Consider the following 17845-nt stretch of genomic DNA (forward strand, 5'->3'; position numbering starts at 1 on the left):
GAAAGCAGGAATCCCTTTTACCCTAGCGAAAAAGAAGTATGGGAAAAAAGCCAACAAGTACCAAAATGCAACAAGAAAAAACATAGAAAGGAGCGATTCTATGCAACGTTTTGTCAAATCGTCTCTCATGTTCTTGTCCATGCTGCTTTTTGTGACTGCGTGCAGTACGCAGCCAGTTGAAACCCAGCCAGAGCCCACACCGGAGCCGCCTGCTCCAACTGTGGAAACACCTGAGCCAAATCAACCGATCCAGTATCCGTATCGGGCTCCTTTGACTGGTCTTGGCAGCCAGGAAAATTTGGATAACAAGCGCCCGATTATGGTCATGATCAACAATGCACCACCAGCCAGGCCACAGACAGGCCTGAACAAAGCCGACATGATTTATGAAGTGATGGCAGAAGGGGAAATGACCCGTTTTCTCACCATCTATCAAAGCCAAAGACCCGAGGTGATCGGACCTGTACGCAGCATCCGACCTTATTTTATCCAATTGGGCCTCGGCTTTGATGCCGTGCTTGTCCATGCAGGCGGTAGTCCGGAGGCATTGGCGACTTTGGCTCGCTCGGATTACAATTTAAACGAATTGTCGAATGGTCGCTATTTCTGGCGGGAGAATTTCCGCAAAATGCCGCACAACCTGTACACGAAGCCAGAGCTGTTAGAACAGGCGATGCAGGATAAAGGAATGCGTACGACGGCAGAGGTTCCCCATTTTAGTTTCTTGCCAGAAGATACGGTTATCCAGCAAGGGGAGCCTGCGACACAGGTAGATATTACCTTCCACTCTTTGAACAAAGCAGCCTTTACGTACGATGCCGAGCAGAAGAAATACATGCGTTTTACGGCCGGCAAGCCACATGTGGATCTGAGTGATAACAAGCAGCTAACTGCGACGAATCTGCTTGTCATTTCGTCCAAGCATCGGGTGCTGGACAAAGAGGGACGCCTGCAGGTAGATGTGGTTGGTCCAGGTGAAGGTTATATTTTCCAACAGGGAAAGGCTCGTAAAATTAAATGGAAGCGCAGCAATGGCGTGATCCGTGCGTATGAAGACGAAACCTTGACCAAGGAAGTGCAATGGCTGCCAGGAAATACTTGGGTAGAAATCCTGCCCAACACCCCCGGATTGTCTCAATCTCTGAAGTTCCAATAGGGAATAGGACTTGCAGATGAAGGCGGTTTCTTCTAAGATAATTAGTAGGGCTTTAACGCTTAAAAATTTCACAGTGGGAAACCGGAGACGGATTAGATAACGGGGTGACGAATATGCAACTTGAAAAGTTGAAGGGTAAAGGGCTTGAACAGTTATTTGAAGCGGTTTTATCCTTGGAAACGATGGAAGAATGCTATCAATTTTTTGACGATCTTTGCACCGTAAATGAAATGCAATCGCTCGCACAACGTCTGGAAGTGGCACGGATGCTCCGCAAGGGCTTCACCTACAACCAGATCGAAGCGGAAACAGGTGCGAGTACAGCGACTATTTCTCGTGTCAAACGCTGCCTGAATTACGGTAACGACGGATACCAAATGGCGCTGGAGCGGATCGGTAAATAGGTAGGGGGCAGGCAACGTTGATTGACTATCGTGGCTGGCGCCATGTGTTTAAGCTGGACCCTGACAAAGCCATTGATGAAGACGCGCTGGAAGCGATTTGTGAATCGGGTACAGACGGCATCATCGTTGGCGGTACATATGGCGTGACATACGACAATACGCTGGAATTGATGTCCCGTATCAGACGCTATGCTGTCCCAGCCGTACTGGAAATATCCTCGCTTGAGGCAGTGGTGCCAGGGTTTGATTCGTATTTGATTCCGCTTGTGCTCAACGCGGGTGATCCGGACTGGATGTTTGCGCCTCATGTGTCTGGACTCAAAACATACGGAGCCTATATTCATTGGGACGACATCATCACAGAAGGCTATCTGATCGCAAATCCTGAAGCGGGGGTAGCTGAGCTGACCCGTGCACGTCCTATCGCCGATGCACAGGAAGCCAAGGCATACGCGCAGGTTGCGACTAAGATTTGCCGATTGCCGATCGTCTACCTGGAATACAGTGGAACCTATGGCGATCCGGCTGTCGTCCGTGCTTGCAAAGCAGGTGCCGACGAAGCACACCTCTTTTACGGAGGCGGGATCAGGACCCCAGAGCAAGCGAGCGAGATGGCAGCTATTGCGGATACAGTCGTTGTCGGCAACGTCATCTATGATGACCTAGAGGCAGCGCTCGCGACAGTGGCAGCGGTAAAAAGGGAGTAGACCAAAACAAATAGAGAAGTTCATGTGAGAATGAGAAATGCAGAAAGGAAATCCCCTCTGCATTCCTCATTCTTTTGTTTTATTCGAGAGCAGTGGCCAGTTACATATGCATAAACTGCTGGGTATGTCGATTCGTGTGTAGAAAATCATGAAGCAAACGACAAAACGTGGTGACAGCTTGTTCAAGCAGATGAATATCCAGATAGGAAAAACAGATGCGCAAATGATGGAATTGCTGTTGTGCAGCGAAACAAACATGACCTGGTAAAAAGGAGATCCCCTCTTTAAGCGTGTTTGCGTGCAAGTCTTCTGCATGAAACGCAGGGGGCAAGGTCAGCCAAATATTTAACCCTCCATCGGGCTTGGTCCAATGAACATTCTTTGGAGCTGTGTGATTCAAAATTTGCAGGACTAAATTGCGCCGCTCTTTCAGTTTTTCTCGAAGTACGGGTAGGTGCTTGTTTAACTGGTTGGAGGAAAAAAAGGGTAAAATGGCCTTTTGTGTAATCAACGGAGTTCCCAGATCACTAATTCCTTTGGAACCAACGAGACGAGTGATAAAGGTTCCATCTGCAATCAAAAATCCAATGCGACAGCCAGGGGAAATGAATTTGCTAATGCCCTTCAGATAGATGACATGTCCACGCGTATCCATGCTTTTGATAGAGGGAGGAGGCTCCGTTCCAAAATAAATGTCACTGGTTGCGTCATCCTCAAGAATAATGGAATTGTAGCTTTGGGCGAGCTCCAGCAGCTGTACTCTGCGCCGCATACTCATAACCGTGCCCGTAGGGTTTTGAAAAGTCGGATTGGTGTAGATCAGCTTGGGTGGGCGAGAATCGCAAAGCTTTGCCAAATGGTCAACCTGCATCCCCTCCTCGTCAATGGGAACGGTATAGATCGTGGCTCCACGCTTTCTGAAAACATCAATTGTACACGGATAGACAGGTTCCTCGAGCACAACGCAATCACCAGGACCGACAAAGGTAGAGGCAACGAGATCAATACCTTGCTGGGAGCCGTTTAAAATCAGGATTTCATTTGGGCTGGTCACAATATTTTTGCTTCGAAAGTAAGGGAGAACTGCCTCGCGTAGCTTGCTATCACCTTGGACAGGTCCATATTCAGTCAGGGCCGTGTTGTCGACCTGCGAATATTGATAGAATTGCTTGGAAAGCCATTCGGTTGGGATGAGTGATGTGTGTAGGGCTGCCATGGATAATTTGGCGACATCTACAAGAGGCGTCTGCATCATCCGCCAATATTGGGCGCGAGGAAGATAGTCGGCTACCGAGTTTTGCCAATCCAAAGTAGGCTTCCCTAATTGATTCTGTGTCTTCCATTCATTGAATCGGAGTGACTTTTCTTGAACAAATGTACCCTTCCCCTGAATCCGCAGAACAAGCTTCTCATGCTCCAGCATTTCATAGGCATGAAAGACCGTCATCAGGCTGACATTCAGGAGACGAGACAGATTTCGCACAGAGGGAAGCTTTTCCCCTTCCTGCAGTAAGCCAGACTGAATCCGATCAGCAATGGATGATCTAATCTGTTCTGTAAGTGTTATACCTGAGTGTCTGTCTAGATCGATATGCATGGTAGACTCCTTCCTTCCTGATTCCCTGGGACTTTCCTTCAGAACGCACAAAATAATTACTGACAGTGTACCGTATACGACTGCAAAAAGGTACGGTAAATTTAGAATGTTTGTAAAAGTGTTATAATGCACGGTTTACTGTTATGGTGTCTGCTCCGTATGCTTGCTCTAAAATAATTGAGTTGGCAAGGAGTGGTTACCATGGGATATCCATTTGCGACGCGTGTTCAGTCAATTACCTCATCAGCAGTTCGAGATTTGCTCAGCATCATTCAATCAGGAGACGTCATTTCTTTTGCTGGGGGTCTTCCCGATGAAGGATTGTTTCCCGTGCAGGAATTGGAGTTAGCCTATCAAAAAGCTTTTCGCTCAGGTGGGAAAGGTCTACAATACGGCCCAACAGAAGGGGACGGAGAGCTGCGACTGCTCATCCAGGAGAGGATGCATGCAAAAGGAATTTCGGTTGCTCATGAAAATATTTTGATCACGACGGGTTCGCAGCAAGCCATCGATTTGTTAGCAAAGGTGTTTCTCTCGACGGGAGATGCTGTATTAGTAGAAAATCCATCCTACTTGGCAGCGTTGCAAGCTTTCAACATGTACGAGGCCAACATCATCCCGGTCCAAAGCGATGATGACGGAATGATTCCCGAAGAGCTCGAAGAAAAAATCATCACCCACCGCCCCAAATTCATCTACGCTGTCCCGACATTCTCAAACCCGCAGGGGAAAGTATGGAGCAAAGAGAGGCGGGAGGCTGTAGTGAATTTGGCGGAAAAATATCATGTACTGATCGTAGAAGATGACCCGTACTCAGAGCTGCGATTTACTGATGAGCAGCCAATGCCGTTGGCTGTAATCGACAGATTCGGAGAGCGCGTGATCTACACCAGCACCTTCTCCAAAACGGTAGCTCCCGGTATTCGCATCGGCTGGTTGTCTGGGCCAAAAGAAATTGTCCGTATGATTGCTCTTGCGAAGCAATCGAGTGATTTGCATTCCAGCGCCATTGATCAGCGGGCCCTCTGCTATTTTCTTCAAGATTTCTCTATGCAGCAGCATTTGCACAAATTGAGAAGAGAATACAAAGAGCGCTTGGACGTCATGCAGGACTATTTGAAAGGAAGCAGTCCAAACCTGTTTCACTGGGTGGAGCCAAAGGGTGGCATGTTCCTCTGGGTGTCGATCAACAAAGCAATTGATACAGCTGAATTATTGAAGGTCGCTGTGGATGAGGGTGTAGCTTTCGTGCCGGGCGTTTCCTTTTTCGCAGGCAACTCTAAAACGAATACGCTCAGGCTCAACTATACTCATTCTTCGCCTGAGATTATCAGTACGGGGATGAGTCGCTTGATGACTGCGCTCGACAAGCTGCTGGCGAGTAGCGTACGTGACCAATGATCACACTCATTGCCGATGGAAGATGGGGGAAACGGGTGGTCCATCATCTACGTGATCAATTTTTATTCGAGGCGATAACCTGGGGGGTTCGCTCGATTGCCTTTGCCAAAGAACTGCTTGTAGAGGAGAAGGGCTTGCGTATTTCTAGCTATTCTGAAGCGATTGAAGCCAATGAGTTGGTCATAGTCGCTATGCCTTATGTAGACCTGCTGCCATGGACAGATGTCTTTGCACCAAAGCTAAATGGGAAAATCGTGATTGACTTGTCTGTGCCGCAAACAAGTGAAGACCGGCAGTTATTTGGCTGGCAAACTTCCTGCTCAGAGCAATTGCAGAAAAAACTGCCAAGGAGCCGAATCGTTGGGGCGAAAAGCACCGGTATTCATAGATTGTCAGGAGGGGAGCTGGATGAATCATCAATGGTTTACATAACCAGTGATGATGAGGCTGCAAAGCAACGAGTGATCGAGCTTTTTAGAAGCACTGCCTATTCAATCGTCGATGCAGGGGGATTGGAAGAGAATCGTGCGATTGACCGGATGATTAGTTTGATGGCTACTTGACTGGATCAGAGGCTGAGCCTAGCACAAACCAAGCACTATGGGAATGGATGGTATGTATAATAATGATATATGATGATTGGACATGTTGTCAGGTCAATAATTTCCAATTCTTTCATATCATATTATTTATAGAATTATCAAAATTATCAGAAGTGCAAGGGGGAAAACGTGTGAGTCTATTTAAAAAGAAAGCCATTATCTTCTCCGCGTTGTTGGCAACTCTGTCTCTATCTGCATGTAACTCGCAGTCTGTCGAACAGAAAAATGCGACAGGCTCAGACGCAGCAGCTGGTGGGACCAAAATTTTGATTGCTACCCAAAGTCCGCTTTCCGGTTCTCAGTCTGCCATTGGTGACTCTATCAAAACGGGGGCAGAATATGCTCTGAATTTGCAAAAAGAGGAATTCAAGCAACTCGGGTTTGATCTGCAGCTTACCCCACAGGATGACCAAGCTGACCCCAAAATCGGTGTATCCAATGCCGAGATGCTCGCAGCCAATCCGGATGTGCTTGGCGTAGTTGGTCACTTTAATACGGGTGTGGCTATTCCGTCCTCCGTGAAGTACGAGACAGCCAAGCTTGTCATGGTTTCTCCGGCAAACAGCGGCGTGAAGCTGACGGAAGAGGGCAAGAAGTCTGTTCACCGTATCTGTGCACGTGATGACGCCCAAGGTCCAAAAGGAGCCAAGTATGCCAAAGACAAGCTCGGGGTCAAAACGGTATTTCTGATCCACGATAAAACAGCGTACGGGCAAGGTCTGGTTGACGAGGTAAAGGCTCAGTTTGAAAGAGATGGCGTGCAGGTTCTGGGCTATGAAGGTGTTACCCAGGGGGAAAAGGATTACAATTTTGTAGTCAATAACGTTGTTTCCAAAAACCCTGACATGCTCTACTTTGGTGGTATTTATCCGGAGGCAGGCATCATCGTGAAGCAGGCGAGAGAAAAAGGCTTCAAAGGCTTGTTCATGGGTGGAGACGGCATTGACTCCTCCGACTTGATTAAAATCGCGGGTCCTGCTGCGGAAGGCATTTATTTTACCTCTCTCGCAGGTGATGTCAAGCAAAACGATGACGGCAAAAAATGGGCTGAGGAATATGAAAAGGCGATGGGCAAAAAAGCAGAGACGTATTCGGTGTACGCATTTGACTCCATGAACATCATCCTGAACGGAGTCAAGGAAGCGATCAAGGCGAATGGCGGCAAGAAGCCTACTCGCGAGCAGGTGCTTGACCTCGTGCACCAAACAAAAGATTTCAAAGGAAGGTTCGTTAACGTGACGTTCGATGACAAAGGTGACAACGTATTCGCGGACGTATTCGTCTATCAGTACACGACAGATTCTACGAAATTCCTAGGGAAAATTGAATAACACGTAAATGTCCTGAAAAAAGCTGGTGTCCCAACAGACGCCAGCTTTTTATTGAATAATCCCAGTTATAGTGCAGCTGCCTATCTGGCTCCTGATCTTTCCCTGCGCATGGGAGAAAAAGACATGTACGTAAAGGCACGCCATACCCACTCTAACGGCCCCATTTTGTAAACAGAGAGCCAGATCGAGCTAAACGCAATTTGAACTACATAAATCACCAAGCAAATGAGCGTTGTTTGCACATAGCCAACCTTTCCGTACAGGTCAAACAAATACCCTGCCCCTAGGATGAGGACCGTTTGTCCCACGTAGTTGGTCAACGCCATCCGTCCATAAGCAGCAAGTGGCGAAAGCAATGCTTGTGCGGTGCGGTTTTGAAGCAATCGCATCAAGGTTGTTGTATAAAAAGTGGCCATCACCAAACCTACGGAGGTAATGGCGATCGTATAATAGGTCAGTTGTTGCAGGGCTGACTCCGAGATGCCTTCGTCCACAATGATCGCATATGACAAATCCATATTGGCAGGAATCAGCAAATATTGCACGTACAGCCCGATGAGCGAGAGAAGCAGGGTGACGCCCTGTATTTTTTTGATTACAGGCATAAAGCCCTCGATGTTTTGAAAAACACCATATTGCCCCACAGCCAGACCCATGATGAACAGAGGCAGAACCAGCAGGGGCTTAAAGCCGGTAGCGCATACGAGTAAGGCCAAGATCAGGCCAACAAGCAGATTGGTCCTCGCTTGTAAACGGTAAAAGGGCATGAGCAAGAATCCGAAAATCGCATAGATAAACAACGCTTCTCCAGGATGAAACTGCTTGTGGACGAAACCAAGGATCAGCAGAACGATTAGACGGCGAATGAACAACGCTGTGCTGTTCGCGCCTTTTGCTTTTGCCCTGCTGATAAAGAGGTGAAAGCCGACCCCAAACAAAAACGAGAAAATCACGAAAAAGCGCGACTCTACCGCGAAGTTGAGAAAGTAGTACATCCAGGCATCCGGGCTTCCTGGAAGGGGATTTTGTGTTTGTAACAGCGGGAGTATGTTAACCAGAACGATTCCCATCAAAGCGAACCCTCGCACAGCATCCAGAGTATGAATGCGTTGATTGGTAGCAGCCAAAGTAGTATTCATAGGTGTCTACATCCCTCCAAGATTGTTGCTCCATTTTTGACTTGTTCTCTATCTTACACAGGGCACAAACATTGTGAAATTCGTTTTTCTTTCGGTCAGCTTACATTTTTGTAAGTAAAAAAATACAAATTTGCGCAACTCGAAGATCACTAGGCGCGTTTATATGATAGCAGGAAAAAAATAGAAAACGAGGGAGCCTAATGAAACCAATCACTCGAGGAAAATGGCGGCTTGCGGCTGGCATCTGCTATTTTCGCTTGAAAAGGTACGGTGAGTGGTTGTGGGGACGCAAAAAGTTTGCCAGCGAAAGAGAGAAGCAGCTACTGCCCCATGTGCATTTCGGACATCAGACCATCCTTTTGCGCAAATTAAAAGATGTGGAGATGTGGATGCAGCACAACAAGGTGACAAACCTGCGACTCGCGACAAAGCAGTTAGATGGTCTTATTATTCATCCAGGTGAAACGATGTCATACTGGAGACTGATCGGCAAGCCAACGCGAAGCAAAGGGTACGTGGAGGGTATGCTGCTTTCGCGTGGTCGCGTCACAGCCGCTGTAGGTGGAGGGCTTTGTCAGCTATCCAATCTGCTGTACTGGATGACCCTACATACACCGCTTACGGTCACCGAGCGGCATCGGCACGGCTACGATGTATTTCCTGATGCGAATCGCACACAGCCTTTTGGAAGTGGGGCGACCTGCTTTTACAATTATTTGGATTTACAGATTACCAATCAGACAAAGCAAAGCTTTCAACTGCATGTATGCCTGACAGACACTCATTTGGTAGGAGAATGGCGTTCGGACATGCCGCGGACACGAACGTATGAAATAATAGAGAAAGAACATGAGATAGCCCCTTCGATATGGGGAGGCTATGAGCGGACCAATCAGCTCTACCGCAACGTGTTTGCACTGGACGGAGAATGGCTCTACGACGAGTGGATCACGCAAAATCGCGCTACGATGATGTATGAGCCGCTATTGCCAAAAGGATGATGTTTCCTATTTCGTTTACGAACTGGAACTAGGCAGCGATCTGTGCGAAAATAAGAACATATGCGCTCGTTTAGGGAACGTGGAAAGGTGGATTTTTACATATGTCTTTTGCAGATCGAATTACAGCCGGTTTGAATCCTGAGCAAAAGGAAGCGGTCCTTACAACTGAAGGACCCGTTTTGATTCTCGCAGGAGCAGGAAGTGGCAAGACAAAGGTACTGACGCAGCGGATTGCCTATCTTATCAGTGCCAAGCAAGTAGCGCCATGGAGCATTCTTGCCATCACGTTTACAAATAAGGCAGCACGGGAGATGCAAAACCGTGTCGCAGCCATTATTGGAGGGGCAGCCGCACAGGATGCGTGGCTTTCGACCTTCCACTCTTTATGCGTACGTATTTTGCGCAGAGACATCGACCGTTTGGGAATTAACCGAAGCTTCTCCATTTTGGATGCAGGCGACCAGCTGTCGGTTGTGAAGCAATGTCTAAAGGAGCTGAATATCGATCCGAAGCAGTATGAGCCACGGTCGATCCTGTCGGCGATCAGCACAGCGAAGAACGAGCTGACTGATCCGGAAACATTCACTCGCCTCGCTGGTGACCCGTTTTCTCAAGTGGCTGCCAAAGTATATGAGGCGTACCAGAAAAAGCTGAGAAGCAACCAGTCTCTTGATTTTGACGATTTGATCATGACGACGGTTCGTCTGTTTAAAGAAGTGCCAGAGGTGTTGGAGTTTTATCAGAAAAAATTCCGCTATATTCACGTAGATGAGTATCAGGATACGAACCGCGCCCAATACTTGCTCATTTCCATGCTGGCGGACAAATCCCGCAACGTTTGCTGCGTGGGTGACGCCGACCAAAGTATTTATAAATGGCGCGGTGCAGATATTTCCATCATTTTAAACTTTGAAAAAGACTATCCCGAAGCGAAAATGATTAAGCTGGAGCAAAACTATCGCTCCACTAAAACGATTCTTCAAGCAGCAAACGAGGTTATTGCCAACAACAAGCTGCGCAAGGAAAAAAAGCTGTGGACGGATAATGACGGTGGAGAAAAAATCAACTGCTTCCAGGGCGACTCCGAGCACGACGAAGCGTATTTTATCGTGGACACGATTCGCAAGCAAATGCAGGATTACAAGCGCTATGACAAGTTTGCCGTTCTCTATCGGACGAACGCACAATCCCGTGTGGTGGAGGAAGTGTTCATCAAGTCGAACATTCCGTATACCATCGTCGGCGGAACCAAGTTCTACGATCGCAAAGAGATCAAGGACATCCTGGCTTATTTGCGTCTCATCTCCAATCCGGACGACGATATTAGCTTACAGCGTATTATCAATGTGCCGAAGCGCAACATCGGGGACACGACGGTAGACAAATTGCAGGCGTATGCAAACTCGCAGGGTCAGTCTCTTTATGCAGCGATACAGGACACCGCTTATATGGGGCTGCCATCGCGCACGACAAATGCGATTTTATCCTTTAACGACCTGATTACGAATTTGATGCAGATGACCGATTACTTGAGTGTAACGGAGCTGGTAGAAGAAGTATTGAAGCGCTCTGGCTATCGCGAATTGCTCAAAGAAGAGAAAACGTTGGAAGCACAGGCCAGACTTGAGAATATCGAGGAGTTTCTGTCCGTTACGCAGGAATTCGAGCGCAAAAACGAAGACAAGAGCCTGCTTGCTTTCCTGACCGATTTGGCGCTTGTGGCTGACATCGATTCACTTGGTGACGACAAAACACAGGAAGAAGTATCGGCTGAGGGTCAGGTCGTTCTCATGACCCTGCACAGTGCCAAAGGTTTGGAATTTCCGGTCGTATTCCTCGTTGGACTTGAGGAAGGAGTATTCCCGCACAGCCGCTCACTGTTTGACGATGCCGAAATGGAAGAAGAGCGTCGCCTCGCTTACGTAGGCATCACGCGCGCTGAGGAACGTCTGTACATGACGTGTGCACGGATGCGGACCTTGTTCGGACGGACAAACGTGAATGCCCCATCCCGCTTTCTGCAGGAGATTCCGGCTGATCTTCTCGAAGGAAGTCCGACAGCAGATCGGGGTGGATTTGGTGGTGGACGCACCTCCGCATTTGGACAACGAGACATGGGCAGACCGTTTGGTGCCCCATCCTCCCAAGCAGGTGCAGCTCCCAAAATGGGTCTCGCTCAGCGAACGGCAGGAGCAGCCACATCCTCATTCTCACGTCCAGGTGTTCAACAAGCTGGAGATAAATTGCCAGGGCATGGTGGTGGCGCAGGTGTTGACTGGAAGGTTGGCGATCGCGTACAGCATGGCAAGTGGGGTACAGGAACCGTCGTCAAGGTGAAGGGAATGGGTGACGATATGGAGCTCGATATCGCTTTCCCAAGTCCTACCGGTATTAAAAAGCTGTTGGCGAAATTTGCTCCTATCCAACGGGGATAATGAAAGAAAAAGTACCATAAATCCGGTAATCCAATCGCTTGAGTAAAGGATGAATGACATGGATCATTTGACGGCGGAAATAAAAATAAAAGAATTAGCGAAACGAATTGAGCACCATAACCGTCTTTATCATGAAGAGGATCGACCTGAAATTACGGACCAGGAATACGATCAATTGATGCGGGAATTAAAAGAACTGGAAAGTCTCTTTCCGGAATTGGCTTCGCCTGACTCCCCAAGCCTGCGCGTAGGTGGGGAGCCATTGCCTTTCTTTGAAAAAGTCGTACATAGAACTCCGATGCTGAGTCTGGGCAACGCTTTTAACGAAGAGGAAATACGGGATTTTGATCGCCGTGTCCGTCAGGCAGTCGGCAGTCAGGCGGTGCGCTATGTCGTGGAGCTGAAAATCGACGGATTGGCTGTTTCTCTCCATTACGAAGATGGCTTGTTTGTCAGAGGAGCGACTCGTGGCGATGGTACAACAGGAGAAGATATTACCCAAAACCTGAAGACAATCCGCTCGATTCCATTGCGACTCACACGACCGCTGACGCTGGAGGTACGCGGCGAGGCCTACATGCCAAAAGGCGCCTTCGAGAAATTGAATAAAGAGCGGGAAGAGCGGGGCGAAGCCTTGTTTGCGAATCCTCGCAACTCGGCTGCAGGCTCGCTCAGACAGCTTGATCCTAAAATTGCCGCTGCCCGTCAGTTGGATACGTTTATTTACGCGATTGGTGATTTGCAGGGCGAGGTAGTCGAGTCACACAGCGAAGGGCTAGCTCTGCTGGAAACGCTGGGCTTTAAGGTTAACCAGGAGCGCCGTGTCTTTGACGATATCGACGAGCTGCTGGCTTTTGTGGAAAGCTGGACAGAAAAGCGTCCGCACTTGCCGTATGAAATCGATGGTCTGGTCATTAAAGTAGACAGCTACGCTCAGCAGCAGGAGCTGGGCTTCACCGCAAAAAGTCCACGCTGGGCCGTTGCTTACAAATTCCCTGCCGAGGAAGCTATCACGATTTTGGAAGGAATCGAGGTCTCAGTAGGCAGAACGGGCAACGTGACCCCAACGGCGCTGCTGAAGCCAGTCAGTCTGGCAGGAACGACAGTCAAGCGTGCGTCCCTGCACAACGAAGATATCATTCGTGAAAAAGGCTTGTTGATTGGCGACCATGTCGTCGTGAAAAAAGCGGGCGATATCATCCCGGAAATCATTGCGGTTCTCCCGGAGAGACGTACTGGCTCCGAGACGCCGTTTGCCATGCCTACGCATTGCCCGGAATGTGGCAGTGAGCTGGTACGCCTGGAGGAAGAGGTAGCACTCCGATGTATCAACCCGATGTGTCCAGCGCTGATTCGCGAGGGCATGATCCATTTCGTTTCCCGTACAGCGATGAATATCGATGGTCTCGGGGAAAAGGTAGTGGCTCAGCTGTATCATGATGGCATCATCCATAGCGTGGCAGACCTTTATTACCTGCATCAGCAGCGCGATGCCCTCCTCGGGATGGAGCGCATGGGAGAAAAGTCTGTTGATAATTTATTGGCTGCCATCGAAGCGAGCAAGGAAAACTCGCTGGAGCGGGTACTGTTTGGCCTCGGCATCCGTTTGGTCGGAGCAAAGGCAGCGCGCGTTCTTGCCGAGCATTTTGGAAGCATGGATGCCATCATGCAGGCAGATGAAGAAGCGTTGACGCAAATCGACGAAATCGGACCGAAAATGGCGGCAAGCCTGATTAACTACTTTAGTCAGCCACAGGCAGCAGCAGTTATCGAGCGTCTGAAGGCTGCTGGCGTCAATATGGAATACAAAGGAATTCGTATCGAAAGCGGAGCGGAGCTGCCGTTTTCAGGAAAGACGATTGTTCTGACAGGTACACTGACACAGATGTCGCGCCAGGAGGCTGAGGAAGCCATTGCTCGCATGGGCGGCAAGGTAACGGGAAGTGTCAGCAAAAAGACGGATCTGGTTATTGCCGGAGACAAAGCTGGCTCCAAGCTGGAGAAGGCAGAAAAGCTTGGTGTAGAAGTAATGGACGAAGCAGGCTTCCTGCAGGTTCTCGAAGCAAACCAATAAAGAAACCAGACGATAGCGACAGAGACGGATGAGCAAGGGAAGGGACGTGAAGGGCATGAAAGGCTTCCTACGATGGGGAATAGGCGCGGTAGTACTTACCCTCTTGGTTGGCTGTACGGATGACAGCGAAAAGAGCAAGCCACATCCTTCTTCGGTTACGGCAGCTGCTCTACAGGGAGACTTGACCTATAAGGACGTACTGGAAAAGGGAGAAATGGTTCACAACCTCAAGATGACGGCGGATTCAGAAAGAGTTTGGGTCGGTACGCACGCGGGTTTGTACAGCTCAGCGGATGGAGGCTTATGGGGCCTCCTCTCTCCGCAGCTGGAACAGCAAGCGATTGTGGGCTGGTTTGTTGACCCCGAGGACACGCATCAAATCATCGTCGCGGGCAATGAAGGCGTCCATCTTTCTACAGATGGCGGGAAGGAATGGACATCCATCGGTAAAGGGTTGCCCGTTCCAGCTGAGATTCGCAGCTTCACTGGCATACGTCAGGGGGAGAAAATCCGCCTGTTTGCCTTTATTTCCGGCGAAGGAATTTATCAGTCCGTTGATAAGGGAGAGAATTGGAGTTTGTGGCAGCCGATGGATCAGGAAGTATATGCCATGGATTTTAACCCCGAAGAAAACCGACTCTATGTAGCCGCGCAGTTCAGCTTGCTCTATAATGAAGACGGGCAGTGGAAGACAGAGGTATTGCCAGAGGCACAACAAATCTATTCTCTTTCCATCGAACGACGTACCGGAGTTCTGGCTGTCGCTACCGAACGTGGTGTTTTTGAAAAAGTAAAAGGGGAGTGGCGTCTATTAGATGCACGGGCCCCTGAAAAACTGATTTTGATTGCTTCCGGCGAAGGGAAAACAAAGTGGATCGGAATCGGTGAATCGGCTCTGATTTACAAGCTCGTCGACAATCGCTGGACTAAGTGGAACTAAAAGGAGTAGCGTATGAAAGCGAAGTTTTTGACAGGATGCAGGTTAGTGACGGCTCTACTTCTCGTGATTGTAACATCTGGTTGTTCGTTGCTACCCATTGGCAAGGAAAAGACGCCGGCTCCCGAGCCTACGACTCCATCCTTGTCAGAGGTTGTAGAAGTATCCGAAGATTACTACGGAAGCGTTACGCCGTATAAAACGAATCAGACTCGTGGCATGCTCAGCAGCACCAAGTACCGCATTGACTTTAGTCATCTGGAGCTCGGTCTGATGGAGTTTGCCAGAGACACGTTCTCGACGTCAGACTATTTCTTCCAAGAAGGTCAGCAGGTGACACGGGAACAGGTGACAGAATGGATCGCGCAAGAAAAAAGCGGCACAGCAAATGGACAGAAGAAAACAGGAATTCTGGTACATGTGCTGGAGCATGATTATCTGAGCAAAAAGACCAAGCAATTGTCTGGCATGGTCTTGGGATTGTCACTGTCACCCAACTATGTCGATGCGACCGGTCAGGAAAAAGTCTATACGCCGCAGGAATTGCAGGCAAAAGGGCAACAGCTCGCTGCAAAGATTGTCCAGTCTGTACGTGTGAACACCCCGCAGGTACCGATACTGATTATGATGTACCAAGTACCGGAAGCGAATTCGTCGTTGGTTCCGGGACACTTTATCATGTCGGGAACGGTCAGCGCAGGTGAGGCGGTAGTTTCCAAGTGGCAACCGATCGAAGAAGAATATTTTCTCTTCCCGAGCAAGGACGTAGAGAGAAAGTACGCGCAGCAGTCCCTTCAATTTGATAAGCTGATGCGCCAGACGAAAGAGTATTTCCCAGAGTACATCGGCCTGACTGGTGTCGGACGATTTATGGATGGTAGATTGACAGAGCTGACGATTACGGCTACTGCTGAATACGATTCGCGTTCTGAAGTGCTGCAATTTACCCAGTTTGCAGCAGGGAGCATTAATCAGCTGATAGACAAGAGTGTTCACGTCAACCTGTATGTGCAGACGATGAGCAAGCCGTTGTCGATCTATATTCGACCGACATCAGGTGAGCCGTATATGCATCTCTATCGGAGCTAATCATGCAAGAGGATTGATCCATACCCGATTTTTCATTGCTTAGGTGGTGAAGAATCGGGTTTTTTGTACGCTGGTTTCCATCATAACTGCGGCACCGATCACGAGGGAATACGCGTAGCTATTTACGAAGCTGTTGACGGTTGTGTTCAAACATAAGTGTGTAATGATGTGTAGAGATTGAACAGAAGTGTTTTGGTGGGTTCCCTGATACAGGAAGATGTTTTTCGAGAAAAATGCAAATAATAGTGGAGTCGAGGAAGTTCAGTTTTAATTGGTATGATCCTTGCATAAGATTATAAGCGATCCGGACATGGAAGAAATTTATAAGGAGGCGTCACAGATGCAAGTGGAATTCAAAAACGAGGCGTTTACTAATTTTAGTCTGCCAGAAAATAAAAAGGCATTTGAAGAAGCACTCGCGAAAGTAGAAAGCGAGTTGGGCCGTGAGTATGAACTCATCATTGGCGGCGAGCGCATCACAACTGAGAAGAAATCCAAATCCATCAACCCTTCTAATAAAGAGCAAGTAGTGGGTGTGGTTTCCCAGGCTGACCAAGCACTGGCTGAAAAAGCAATCCAAACAGCTGCAAGCACATTCGAAACGTGGAAAAAGGTGCCTGCACAGGCTCGTTCCCGCTATCTGTATAAAGCATCCGCAATCATGCGTCGCCGTAAGCATGAGTTTTCTGCTTGGCTGGTAAAAGAAGCAGGTAAAAGCTGGGCAGAGGCAGATGCTGATACAGCAGAAGCTATCGATTTCATGGAATACTATGGCCGTCAAATGGATAAGCTGTCCCAGCGCCATGACCTTCCTCGCATCCCGGATGAGGACAATGAATTGTACTACGTTCCACTTGGTGTTGGTGTTGTAATCCCACCATGGAACTTCCCTCTCGCCATTATGGTAGGGATGACTACAGCTGCTCTCGTAGCTGGTAACACAGTTGTACTGAAACCAGCTTCTACCACTCCAGTAATCGCTGCGAAATTCATGGAAATCCTTGAAGACGCTGGCGTTCCAGCTGGTGTTGTTAACTTCGTACCAGGTTCCGGTGGAGAAATCGGGGACTACCTCGTAGAACATACACTGACTCGTTTCATCAGCTTCACTGGCTCCCGCGACGTAGGTCTGCGCATCAACGAGCTGGCTGCAAAACATCGTCCAGGTCAAAAATGGATGAAGCGTCTCGTTGCAGAAATGGGCGGTAAAGACTCTATCGTTGTTGACAGCGATTGCGATATCGAATTGGCTGCACAATCTATCGTTGCTTCTGCATTCGGTTTCTCTGGTCAAAAATGTTCTGCATGCTCCCGTGCAATTGTTCACCAAGATGTGTACGATCAAGTACTGGGTCGCGTAGCAGAAATGACGAAAAACCTGACTGTAGGCGACATCAGAACAAACGATTTCTACACAGGTCCTGTTGTTGACGAGAAAGCGTACAACAAGATCCTGGAGTACATCGAAATCGGTAAACAAGAGGGCAAACTGGTTGCAGGTGGCGAAAAAGGACCAGATTCCGGCTACTTCATCCAGCCAACAGTATTCGCTGACCTCGATCCAAATGCTCGCATCATGCAAGAAGAAATATTTGGCCCAGTAGTAGCATTCTGCAAAGCGAACGATTTCGACCATGCTATGGAAATTGCGAACAACACAGAGTACGGCTTGACTGGCGCTGTAATCAGCCGCAACCGTGCAAACCTGGAGCGCGCACGCGAAGAGTTCCACGTGGGTAACCTGTACTTCAACCGTAAGTGCACAGGCGCTTTGGTAGGCGTACATCCATTCGGCGGATTCAATATGTCCGGTACAGACTCCAAAGCGGGTGGACCAGACTATCTGCTCCTCTTCACGCAAGCGAAAATGGTTTCTGAAAAAATGTAAGAAAACCTCTATCGAGGTAGATACAGTGCGGTGTGTGAGCCGCATGTTACAAGAGCCGTCTCTTAAATAGAGGCGGCTTTTTCG

14 protein-coding genes are annotated in these 17845 nt (G+C 48.7%); 12 read left to right on the forward strand and 2 right to left on the reverse strand.

Annotated elements, in window-relative coordinates; genetic code table 11:
• Positions 1 to 100 precede the first annotated feature (100 nt).
• The 3 genes from ADS79_RS01170 (at position 101) to pcrB (ending at position 2267) form a co-directional block, all read left to right on the forward strand.
• Positions 101 to 1156 carry a DUF3048 domain-containing protein gene (locus tag ADS79_RS01170; RefSeq protein ID WP_049736968.1) on the forward strand — a complete coding sequence of 352 codons (1056 nt, stop codon included), beginning with the start codon at positions 101 to 103 and terminating at the stop codon, positions 1154 to 1156.
• 113 nt (positions 1157 to 1269) lie between these two features.
• Positions 1270 to 1560, forward strand: a complete 291-nt coding sequence (locus ADS79_RS01175) for a YerC/YecD family TrpR-related protein (RefSeq protein WP_007717484.1) — start codon at positions 1270 to 1272, stop codon at positions 1558 to 1560.
• Positions 1561 to 1577: 17 nt separating this feature from the next.
• Positions 1578 to 2267: a heptaprenylglyceryl phosphate synthase gene (gene pcrB / locus ADS79_RS01180; RefSeq protein ID WP_049736586.1), complete on the forward strand. Its 690-nt coding sequence runs from the start codon at positions 1578 to 1580 to the stop codon at positions 2265 to 2267.
• Between the two features lie 100 nt (positions 2268 to 2367).
• Here pcrB and pdxR read toward each other — a convergent pair whose 3' ends face one another.
• The gene (pdxR, locus tag ADS79_RS01185; RefSeq protein ID WP_049736587.1) at positions 2368 to 3864 is read right to left on the reverse strand and encodes a MocR-like pyridoxine biosynthesis transcription factor PdxR; all 1497 of its coding nucleotides are present in this window, start codon (positions 3862 to 3864) and stop codon (positions 2368 to 2370) included.
• 201 nt (positions 3865 to 4065) lie between these two features.
• Between pdxR and ADS79_RS01190 the strand changes: the two genes are divergently transcribed.
• The 3 genes from ADS79_RS01190 (at position 4066) to ADS79_RS01200 (ending at position 7198) form a co-directional block, all read left to right on the forward strand.
• A complete protein-coding gene (locus ADS79_RS01190; RefSeq protein WP_049736588.1) occupies positions 4066 to 5265 on the forward strand; it encodes an aminotransferase-like domain-containing protein in 1200 nt (399 codons plus the stop codon).
• A gap of 35 nt (positions 5266 to 5300) precedes the next feature.
• A complete protein-coding gene (locus ADS79_RS01195; protein WP_049736589.1) occupies positions 5301 to 5828 on the forward strand; it encodes an NADPH-dependent F420 reductase in 528 nt (175 codons plus the stop codon).
• Positions 5829 to 5998: 170 nt separating this feature from the next.
• Positions 5999 to 7198 (forward strand): branched-chain amino acid ABC transporter substrate-binding protein, encoded by a 1200-nt coding sequence (locus ADS79_RS01200; protein ID WP_049736590.1) that lies wholly within the window; start codon positions 5999 to 6001, stop codon positions 7196 to 7198.
• An 80-nt stretch (positions 7199 to 7278) separates the two neighbouring features.
• Here ADS79_RS01200 and ADS79_RS01205 read toward each other — a convergent pair whose 3' ends face one another.
• A complete protein-coding gene (locus ADS79_RS01205; protein WP_049736591.1) occupies positions 7279 to 8337 on the reverse strand; it encodes a DUF418 domain-containing protein in 1059 nt (352 codons plus the stop codon).
• Between the two features lie 200 nt (positions 8338 to 8537).
• On the opposite strand from ADS79_RS01205, the gene ADS79_RS01210 reads away from it, so the two are divergent.
• The 6 genes from ADS79_RS01210 (at position 8538) to pruA (ending at position 17761) form a co-directional block, all read left to right on the forward strand.
• A complete protein-coding gene (locus ADS79_RS01210) occupies positions 8538 to 9338 on the forward strand; it encodes a VanW family protein (RefSeq protein ID WP_049736592.1) in 801 nt (266 codons plus the stop codon).
• Positions 9339 to 9439: 101 nt separating this feature from the next.
• Positions 9440 to 11773 carry a DNA helicase PcrA gene (pcrA, locus tag ADS79_RS01215; protein WP_049736593.1) on the forward strand — a complete coding sequence of 778 codons (2334 nt, stop codon included), beginning with the start codon at positions 9440 to 9442 and terminating at the stop codon, positions 11771 to 11773.
• A 58-nt stretch (positions 11774 to 11831) separates the two neighbouring features.
• Positions 11832 to 13847, forward strand: coding sequence for an NAD-dependent DNA ligase LigA (ligA, locus tag ADS79_RS01220; RefSeq protein WP_049736594.1), 2016 nt, complete (start codon positions 11832 to 11834; stop codon positions 13845 to 13847).
• Between the two features lie 55 nt (positions 13848 to 13902).
• The gene (locus ADS79_RS01225) at positions 13903 to 14787 is read left to right on the forward strand and encodes a WD40/YVTN/BNR-like repeat-containing protein (protein ID WP_084765543.1); all 885 of its coding nucleotides are present in this window, start codon (positions 13903 to 13905) and stop codon (positions 14785 to 14787) included.
• A 12-nt stretch (positions 14788 to 14799) separates the two neighbouring features.
• Entirely contained in the window at positions 14800 to 15873 is a 1074-nt protein-coding gene (locus ADS79_RS01230) for a CamS family sex pheromone protein (RefSeq protein ID WP_049736596.1), read from the forward strand.
• A 340-nt stretch (positions 15874 to 16213) separates the two neighbouring features.
• Positions 16214 to 17761, forward strand: a complete 1548-nt coding sequence (gene pruA, locus ADS79_RS01235) for an L-glutamate gamma-semialdehyde dehydrogenase (RefSeq protein WP_049736597.1) — start codon at positions 16214 to 16216, stop codon at positions 17759 to 17761.
• Positions 17762 to 17845 lie beyond the last annotated feature (84 nt).

It is taken from the genome of Brevibacillus reuszeri (assembly GCF_001187725.1).
GTDB classification, from domain to species: Bacteria; Bacillota; Bacilli; order Brevibacillales; family Brevibacillaceae; genus Brevibacillus; species Brevibacillus reuszeri.